The sequence below is a fragment of the Aliiruegeria lutimaris genome, from assembly GCF_900099935.1.
Classification (GTDB): Bacteria; Pseudomonadota; Alphaproteobacteria; order Rhodobacterales; family Rhodobacteraceae; genus Tropicimonas; species Tropicimonas lutimaris.
The window spans coordinates 22,078-30,118 of record NZ_FNEK01000064.1; the positions used below are offsets into that span (position 1 = coordinate 22,078).

Consider the following 8,041-nt stretch of genomic DNA (forward strand, 5'->3'; position numbering starts at 1 on the left):
AAGCCACTCCCTGGTCCTGCTGATCCGTTGCCCGGCAGGTGATGTCGCCGCGCCAAACTTGGTGCTGCCGATCCACACGCGGGCCACGCAGCAGATATGGATAGGTCCTATGCCCCTTGGCCGCCTTCCTGGTGTTCGGCTCAAGAAGATCGTGGCCGCATTGGAACTCGACAAGCTGATCCTCAAGGAAAACCTGAAGCCCAAGGCCTGACGACGAGCCCGCTTCGTCAGGCCGTCATTCAGACCCGCCAGAGGTTTTCCGCGTCCGAACGCCGGACCTGCAAGTTGATTGCTCGATGCAGCACCTGGCCATCGAAAGGGACGACGAACCGTTGCAGTTGGCCATGATCCGGCTGGCAAAAAGCCATGGCCGGTACGGCTACCGCAAGGTGGCCGAACTGCTTCGCGTCGAAGGCTGGCATGTGAACCACAAGAAGATCGCGCGGCTCTGGAGCGAGGAAGGACCCGCCCACCCGCGCGGCGCGCAGGTGGATGGGCGTCCGGCGAGCCTATTTCAACCAGATGTCGTAGTCGCTGACCAGCAGATGGGTCGGATCTACGTCTTCCTCGATCTTGGCAAACCGTCCGATTGGCGCGCGGAAGATATTGTCGGTCAGGTCGTCATTGACGGTCGAGACCTCCCCGATCAGGACATCACCGCCCTCGCCCCAGAAGGCATGCCAGTCGCCCGGCATCAACGTCACGCTCTCGCCCGGCTGGAACAGCAGCACCTCGCCCGGCTTGAAGTCTCGCGCAATGCCGTCGCACATCACCCTGCCGCCGGCGGTCTCGTCGAAATTGCCGTCCGCATCCGAGCCGTAGAGTTCGATGGCCATCGTGGCGCCGCCGCGGTTGATGATGTCCTCGGCCTTGATCACATGGGTGTGGCAGGGGCTGATCTGGTCTTGCCGCGAAATCAGCAGTTTCTCCGCATAGCACATGCCGCCGCCGCGCTGCAGATCGGCCAGTTCACCGTTGCGCAGGGTGAACAGGAACAGACCGAGCTTCTCGAAGTCCGCCTGCCCGTAATCGGTGATGTCCCAGCCCATGCGGGCGTCGATCAGCCGACGCGCGGTCTCGCCCCTGGCCTTGAACTCGTCCGGGGTCCAATAGGCAAAGGGCGGCAGGACAAATCCGTAGTGGCGGATCATCTCGTCGGCCGCGGCCATGATCTCGTTGATGGTGGAGCGTTTCATGAGAGGTCCTCTTTCGAATCCCGGGCGCTTATCGAATGCGCCCGGTCGTCTGCGGGTCGAAGAACACCGCTTTCGTCATGTTGAAGGAAATCGGAGAGAAAGCGCCAAGCTCGATGCGGGCATCGGCGCGGAACCGGGCGATACACTCCTTGCCGCCAAGCGGTGTGAGCGCGAAGGTGTCAGAGCCCGCAGGTTGGCTGACCTCGATGTAACAGTCGCGCGTCTCGATATGCGGCGAAGTGCGGTCGGCACCGTCGGGGTCGGTCATCGCCTCGGGGCGGATGCCGAAGACGATCGGACCTCCCACATGCTTGCGCATCTCGGCACCGTCCGGAACAGGCAGGGAGATCGAGGATCCGCCATGGCCGGCGATCTGCACTTCCAGCGCGCCATCGCGCTCAACCAGCGTGCCATCGATCAGGTTCATCGAAGGTGAACCCATGAAGTCGGCGACGAACATGTTGTTGGGATCGTTATAGATCTCGTCGGGTGTGCCGAATTGCTGCAGGTAGCCGGCTTCGAGCACGGCGATCTTCGTCGCCAGCGTAAGCGCCTCGATCTGGTCATGGGTGACATAGACGATGGTGGTGCCCATGCGCTTGTGCAGCCGTTTGATCTCGGTGCGCATGTCGACGCGCAACTTGGCGTCGAGGTTGGAGAGCGGCTCGTCGAAAAGGAAGACCTGCGGATGGCGTACAAGCGCGCGGCCCATGGCGACGCGCTGCCGTTGCCCGCCAGAGAGTTGCGAGGGCTTGCGGTCGAGCAACTCGCCGATCTGCAGGATGTCGGCCACTTCCTGGATGGCGTTCTCCTGTTCTGCCTTGTCGACGCCGCGGATCTCCATGCCGAAGGAGATGTTCCCGCGCACGGTCATGTTCGGGTAGAGCGCGTAGCTCTGGAACACCATGGCGATGTCGCGCTTGGAGGGGTGGAGCCCCTCCACGTTGCGCTCCCCGATGCGGATCTCGCCGGAGGTCGTCTTTTCCAGGCCAGCAATGCAGTTGAGCAGCGTGGACTTGCCGCAGCCAGAAGGGCCGACGAGCACGAGAAAGCCGCCATCCTCGATCTCAAGGTCGATCCCCTTGAGCACTTCGACGGCGCCGAAGCTCTTGATGAGTTTGTCGATTGTCAGAGAGGCCATGGGCTTATCCCTTCACGGCGCCGGCCATCAGGCCACGCACGAAGTAGCGTCCGGAGACGATGTAGACGATGAGGGTGGGCAAGGCCGCGAGGATCGCGCCGGCGAAGTGGACATTGTATTCCTTCACCCCCGTGGAGGAGTTCACCAGGTTGTTCAGCGCCACTGTGATGGGCGTTGAATCATAGCTGGAGAAGGACGCCCCGAAGAGGAAGTCGTTCCAGACATTGGTGAATTGCCAGATGATGGTGACCACGATGATCGGCCCCGATGAGGGGATCAGGATCCGCCAGAACACCTGGAAGAAGCTCGCGCCATCGATCTGCGCCGCACGCACCAGCTCTGTCGGGAAGGCCGCGTAGTAGTTGCGGAAGAAAAGCGTGGTGAAGCCGAGCCCATAAACCGTGTGGACCAGGATCAACCCGCTGATGGTTCCGGCGAGGTTCAGCATGCCGAGGATGCGCGCCATCGGGATGAGCACGATCTGGAACGGGATGAAGCAGGCCAGCAGCATCAGGCCGAAGATGAGGTTGGAGCCGCGGAAGGCCCATTTCGTCAGCACGTAGCCGTTGAGCGCCCCGAGGAAGGTGGACAGGAACACCGCTGGCACGACCATGATGATCGAGTTGAGAAAATAGGGTTTGAGCCCCGTCGCCTCGACGCCGATCTGGGTTTTTGACCAGGCCTGCCGCCAGGGCTCGAAGGTGATGTCCTTCGGCGGAGCGAGCATGTCGCCGCCCCGGATCTCGTCCAGCGTCTTCAAGGAGTTGGCCACCATCACCCAGAGGGGCAGCAGGTAGTAGATCACGAAAAAGATCAGAAGCGTGTAGATCAGTGCCCGGATCAAACGGCCCGATTCAATGGCGTTGTCTTGGGATGGATGGCTCATCGCTTGTCGGCCCCCACCCGAATTTCGCTGTAGAGATAGGGAATGATGATCGAGAAGATCATTATCAGCATGATGATCGCGGAGCTTGCCCCGACCCCCATCTGGTTGCGGGTGAACGTGTAGGAATACATGAAGGTCGCGGGCATTTCCGTCGCCCGGCCCGGGCCGCCGCCGGTCATCGCCACGACGAGGTCGTAGGACTTGATGGCGAGGTGGGTCAACACGACGAAGGCGGAGAGGAAGACCGGGCGCATCATCGGGATGATGATCCGGCGGTAGATCAGGAAGCCCGAGGCGCCGTCGACCTGCGCGGCCTTAATGATCTCGTTGTCGACACCGCGCAGACCGGCGAGGAACATGGCCATGACGTAGCCAGAGCTTTGCCAGATCGCGGCGATGACGATGGTGTAGATCGCGAAATCGCGGTCCTTGATCCACTTGAACTCGAAACTCTCCCAGCCCCATTGATGCATAGTGTTCTCGAGCCCGATGCCGGGATCGAGGAACCATTTCCAGGCAACGCCGGTGACGATGAAGGAGATCGCCATCGGGTAGAGATAGACGGTTCGGATGAAGCCTTCAGTCCGGATTTGCTGGTCGAGCAGGATGGCGAGAAAAAGACCGAGCACGCTGGAGATCAGGATATAGAGCGTCCCGAAGATCGCCAGATTGGTCAGCGCGATGCTCCAGTGTTTCAACCCGAAAAGCTTGGTGTAATTGGCAAGGCCGATGAACTCGTTATTTGGCAGCATCCGCGAATTCGTCATCGACAGCCACCCGGTGTAGAGGATGAAGCCGTAGACGACGATCAGCACAGCCACGAAACTGGGCGCGAGCACGATACGCGGCACCCATTCCTGCAGTCGCTCTCTCATGGGACCCCCTTCGGGAAGTGCGACTGGCAGGCCACGGGGCCCGCCAGTCAGATTTGGCGCGCGCGGGAGGAGGGGAAGGAGCGCGCGCCCTTGACGGGATTACTTCGCGGCCTCAACAGCGGCGGCGAGTTCCTCGGCGGCTTCTTCGGCACCGTATTCACCGTTCAGATGCGCGGTGACGACGTCGAAAATGGCCGACTTGATGTTCGAGCTGGCACCGTGGCCGTGGGCCATCGAGCCTTGCAGCGTGCCATTCGCGGCGGCTTCGGCGAGGTCAGCCATGCCCTTCTTGCCGCAAGCGTCGAACTCGGTGTCGGGAATGTCGGTACGCGCCGGCACCGAGCCCTTCACCAGGTTGAAGGCGACCTGGAAGTCCGGGTTCATGACCGCGGACGCCATCATCTTCTGGGCTGCGACTTGCTCTTCGGACACGTCGAACATCGCGAACTGGTCGGAGTTGAACAGGACGGAGCCCTGGGTGCCCGGGAAGCGGATGCAGACGAAATCCTCGCCCGGAACCTGCTTGGCCTTCACGAACTCGCCCTTGGCCCAGTCACCCATGGCCTGCATGCCAGCCTCGCCATTGATGACCATGGCCGAGGCCAGGTTCCAGTCGCGGCCCGAGAAGTTCTCGTCGAAATAGCCACGCAGCACTTCCATGCGCTTGAAGGCTTCGACCATCTTCTCGCCGCTCAGTGCGTCCGGGTCCTGATCGATGATGGCGGCCTTGTAGAAATCGTCGCCAAGGCCGAGCACGACCGAGTCGAACACCGTGCCGTCTTGCCAGGCTTGTCCACCATGCGCGAGAGGGATGATGCCATTGGCCTTCATCGCGTCGAGAACCGCGATCAGCTCTTCCCATGTCTCGGGGGCCTTGCCGCCAGCGGCATCCAGCGCGGCTTTGTTGATCCACATCCAGTTGGTGGAGTGCACGTTCACCGGGGCGGCAATCCACTTGCCGTCGAACTTGGAGAATTCCTGCAGCGCCGGCGGGACCACCTCGCTCCAGCCTTCGGCTTCCGCAACATCGCCGAGATCCCCGAGGAAGCCTTCGGCCGCCCAGTCCTTGATATCGAAGCCCAGCATCTGCACGGCGGTCGGCGGATTGCCCGAGGTCACACGGGCGCGCAGCACGGTCATGGCCTCGACACCGGAGCCGCCGGCGACCGGCATATCCTTCCAAGTCACACCTTTGCTCTCGAGATCTTCCTTGAGCACGTTGAGCGCAGCGGCTTCGCCGCCAGAGGTCCACCAGTGCAGGACTTCCACTTCGGCAGCCGATACGGCCGATGCCGCAAGGGCCAGAGCGGTGGTCATGGACAGAGCAAGCTTGAGTTTCATGTTTTCCTCCCAATGAAACATAGGCGTAGCGTATTGTTGCATTGTTATAACGATTCAATTTTCTTCACCTGTCAACACCGTTGGCGCAAACACCTTTTTTCTAGAGGGTTTCTTTATGCATTTGCTCGACGTGCTCGATTGAAAGTGCAAGAATATGCATCGATTTAACCTTTCATATGAGGGCCTCAGACATGCGATCGGACGCGCCGTCCCCACCGGCCTCAAAAACAGCGGCAGATCGCCCCACCCTGAAGACCATCGCAGACCTTTCGGGCTTCGCGGTGGCGACGGTGTCCCGTGCCCTGGCGGAGGACCCCAAGATCGCCGAGTCCACACGCCGGCGCGTGGCCGAGATCGCCCGGCAGATCGGCTATGAACCAGACCGTGCCGCCCGGCGCCTGCGCACCGGTAGGACCATGGTCATCAACCTCATCCTCGATCCGCATTTCGAAGTCCTAGGCTTCGGAAATGCGCTCCTGATCGGCCTCACGACAGCGCTCGAAGGCAGCGGCTACAACCTCGTCGTCACGCCGCATTTCGACGACACCGATGAATTGGCCCCCATCCGGCACATCGTCGTCAACCGGCAGGCAGACGGCGTCATCTTTACCAGAACCGCGCCCTTCGATTCACGTGCCCGTTTCCTCATGGAGCACGGATTTCCTTTCGTCAGTCATGGACGAACGGACTTCACGGAGGAGCATTCCTGGGTCGATTTCGACAATGAGGAGTTCGCCTATCGGGGAACGCTGCGCCTGATCGAAAAGGGCTGTCGCAAGGTCTGTGCGATCCTGCCCCCGAAAACGCTCACCTTCCGGCAACATCTTCAATATGGCTTCATGCGCGCCGTCAGGGAATTCGGGATCGATACTCTGGTTCCTGACGTCATCACGCTCGACACTCCGGCAGACGAAATCCGCGACTGGGCCTGCGGCATTCTGGATGGGCCGAACCGACCAGACGGATTTTTGTGCCCCGGCGAGGCATCATACCTTGCCATCCGCAGCGCCTGCCAGAAATGCGGGCTTGTTCTTGGGCGGGACCTGTGGGTGGTTTCGAAGTCGATTTCGGGCGTGATTTCTCAAATCGACCCGGAAGCAGACACGATTCAGGAGGACGTCGAGCAGGCTGGTCGCTTGATGGCGCAACACCTGCTCACGATGCTTTCCGAACCCTCCGTTCGGCCTCCAATGACACTGCAGTCTGCAAAGCCGCTGTTTCTGTGATCAAGATCAAAGCTGCTGCCATAGTGGGACCTAGTTGCACAAAGGACGCTTGGGATTTCCTGCTTGAATCCAGTGTGGTATCTGGCGGGGATGAGCATACCCGCCAAGACGATCTACAAGACTACGAACTGGCATGACTACAATCGGGCGCTGAGGCAGCGTGGGTCACTGACCGTCTGGTTCGATCCAGCGATTGTTTGGGAGGCATCACCATCCGGGAAGCGAGATCGGCAGCAGACCTACAGTAATGGGGCCATCCAGGCCTTCCTTACGATCAAAGTCCTTTTTGGCATGGCGCTTCGTCAAGCCACAGGGTTCGTCGCGTGCCTGCTGAAGCTCGCCGGGCTCGACTGGTCTGTGCCTGACTTCAGCACCCTCAGCCGACGCCCGGAACAAGGGAACCTGCGACAACAAGCTGACCATCCGGCGGGACAAGCTGGAGGAAACGGTCCTGGGCGGCCTCAAGGATCGGCTTCTGCATCCCGATCTGATCGCCGCCTTCGTCACCGAGTATCAGGCGGAATACAACCGACTCGCGAAGGAGATCGGGCAAGAACGGGTCAAGACGGAGCGCGACCTCGCCAAGGTCAAGCGCAAGATCGATCAGATCATCGATGCCATCACCGAGGGCATGTCCCACCCGAGCATGAAGGACAAGATGACGGCGCTGGAAGCCGAGAAGGCGGCGTTCGAAGGCAAGTTGTCGGGGATGGATGAGGAAAGTCCCATCCGGGTTCATCCCGGCCTGTCCGATCTCTACCGCGAGAAGGTCGCCAATCTGACCGCGGCCTTGAACAAACCCGATCTCCGGACCGCCGCCGCCAACCAGATCCGGAGCCTCATCTCCGAGATTCGCATTGTTCCCGAGGGAGATAGCCTTCAGATCGAACTGGTCGGAGAACTCGCCGGTCTCATGACGCTGTCCGAAAAAACGAAAGCCCGCGGCGACGCCACGGGCTGTTCGTAACAATGGTTGCGGGGGCTGGATTTGACCTTTGCCGAACATCTGGGACGCTTAGTATCTAGCATGGGCCCAAACAGCTAAGCGGATGAGGTGGATGGCTCCTGCTCCACCGGCATCGAACGTGCCAAAGTGCAGTTGTCATCGACTGCGAGGAAAGGAGCCATCCAATGACAGTAAAGACGGTGGGCCTGGATTTGGCCAAGGACGTTTTTCAGGTGCACTGCGTTTCGGCTACCGGGCGTAAGATCATCAACAAGAAAATCAAACGCGCGAAGCTGCTCGCCTTCTTCGAGACATTGCCACGCTGTGTGGTTGGAATGGAGGCTTGCGGTTCAGCCCATCACTGGGGTCGCGAACTGCGCAAGCTTGGCCATGATGTTCGGCTCATGCCGGCGGCCTATGTCAAACCTTA

8 protein-coding genes and 3 pseudogenes are annotated in these 8,041 nt (G+C 60.5%); 5 read left to right on the plus strand and 6 right to left on the minus strand.

Translation table 11 applies throughout. From position 1 onward, the window contains the following. Positions 1-344: 344 nt before the first annotated feature. Positions 345-404 (plus strand): annotated as a pseudogene (locus BLR85_RS30545) (hypothetical protein); the annotation flags it as partial. Between the two features lie 105 nt (positions 405-509). Here the strand turns inward: BLR85_RS30545 and BLR85_RS21625 are convergent. From BLR85_RS21625 to BLR85_RS21645, 5 genes are all read right to left on the minus strand, one after another. Beyond that, complete coding sequence (locus tag BLR85_RS21625; protein ID WP_093162241.1) at positions 510-1,196, minus strand: D-lyxose/D-mannose family sugar isomerase; 687 nt, start codon at positions 1,194-1,196, stop codon at positions 510-512. Positions 1,197-1,224: 28 nt separating this feature from the next. Continuing rightward, entirely contained in the window at positions 1,225-2,337 is a 1,113-nt protein-coding gene (locus BLR85_RS21630; protein ID WP_093162244.1) for an ABC transporter ATP-binding protein, read from the minus strand. A gap of 4 nt (positions 2,338-2,341) precedes the next feature. Beyond that, complete coding sequence (locus BLR85_RS21635) at positions 2,342-3,223, minus strand: carbohydrate ABC transporter permease (RefSeq protein WP_093162247.1); 882 nt, start codon at positions 3,221-3,223, stop codon at positions 2,342-2,344. Then, on the minus strand, positions 3,220-4,098 hold the full coding sequence (locus BLR85_RS21640) for a carbohydrate ABC transporter permease (RefSeq protein WP_093162250.1): 879 nt from the start codon (positions 4,096-4,098) through the stop codon (positions 3,220-3,222). Before BLR85_RS21640 ends, BLR85_RS21635 begins: the two co-directional genes overlap by 4 nt. A 99-nt stretch (positions 4,099-4,197) precedes the next feature. Continuing rightward, a complete protein-coding gene (locus BLR85_RS21645) occupies positions 4,198-5,439 on the minus strand; it encodes an ABC transporter substrate-binding protein (protein WP_093162253.1) in 1,242 nt (413 codons plus the stop codon). A 191-nt stretch (positions 5,440-5,630) separates the two neighbouring features. Here BLR85_RS21645 and BLR85_RS21650 point away from each other — a divergent pair, with 191 nt between their 5' ends. Next, positions 5,631-6,665, plus strand: coding sequence for a LacI family transcriptional regulator (locus tag BLR85_RS21650; protein ID WP_093162256.1), 1,035 nt, complete (start codon positions 5,631-5,633; stop codon positions 6,663-6,665). Positions 6,666-6,755: 90 nt separating this feature from the next. Then, positions 6,756-7,052 (plus strand): annotated as a pseudogene (locus BLR85_RS21655) (transposase); the annotation flags it as partial. Here BLR85_RS21655 and BLR85_RS29290 read toward each other — a convergent pair. Further along, a complete protein-coding gene (locus BLR85_RS29290) occupies positions 7,042-7,305 on the minus strand; it encodes a hypothetical protein (protein WP_170844685.1) in 264 nt (87 codons plus the stop codon). The pseudogene BLR85_RS21655 and the gene BLR85_RS29290 overlap by 11 nt on opposite strands. Positions 7,306-7,311: 6 nt before the next feature. On the opposite strand from BLR85_RS29290, the gene BLR85_RS21660 reads away from it, so the two are divergent. Together BLR85_RS21660 and BLR85_RS21665 are read left to right on the plus strand one after the other, a co-directional pair. Continuing rightward, entirely contained in the window at positions 7,312-7,632 is a 321-nt protein-coding gene (locus BLR85_RS21660; RefSeq protein WP_170844686.1) for a hypothetical protein, read from the plus strand. A gap of 164 nt (positions 7,633-7,796) precedes the next feature. Then, a pseudogene (locus BLR85_RS21665) lies at positions 7,797-8,041 on the plus strand (IS110 family transposase); the annotation flags it as partial.

Excerpts from the sequence above, each read along its gene's own strand:
- BLR85_RS21625 (WP_093162241.1), bottom strand. The coding sequence starts at position 1,196 with ATGAAACGCTCCACCATCAACGAGATCATGGCCGCGGCCGACGAGATG.
- BLR85_RS21650 (WP_093162256.1), top strand. The coding sequence starts at position 5,631 with ATGCGATCGGACGCGCCGTCCCCACCGGCCTCAAAAACAGCGGCAGAT.
- BLR85_RS21645 (WP_093162253.1), bottom strand. The coding sequence starts at position 5,439 with ATGAAACTCAAGCTTGCTCTGTCCATGACCACCGCTCTGGCCCTTGCG.
- BLR85_RS21630 (WP_093162244.1), bottom strand. The coding sequence starts at position 2,337 with ATGGCCTCTCTGACAATCGACAAACTCATCAAGAGCTTCGGCGCCGTC.
- BLR85_RS21640 (WP_093162250.1), bottom strand. The coding sequence starts at position 4,098 with ATGAGAGAGCGACTGCAGGAATGGGTGCCGCGTATCGTGCTCGCGCCC.
- BLR85_RS21635 (WP_093162247.1), bottom strand. The coding sequence starts at position 3,223 with ATGAGCCATCCATCCCAAGACAACGCCATTGAATCGGGCCGTTTGATC.
- BLR85_RS21660 (WP_170844686.1), top strand. The coding sequence starts at position 7,312 with ATGAAGGACAAGATGACGGCGCTGGAAGCCGAGAAGGCGGCGTTCGAA.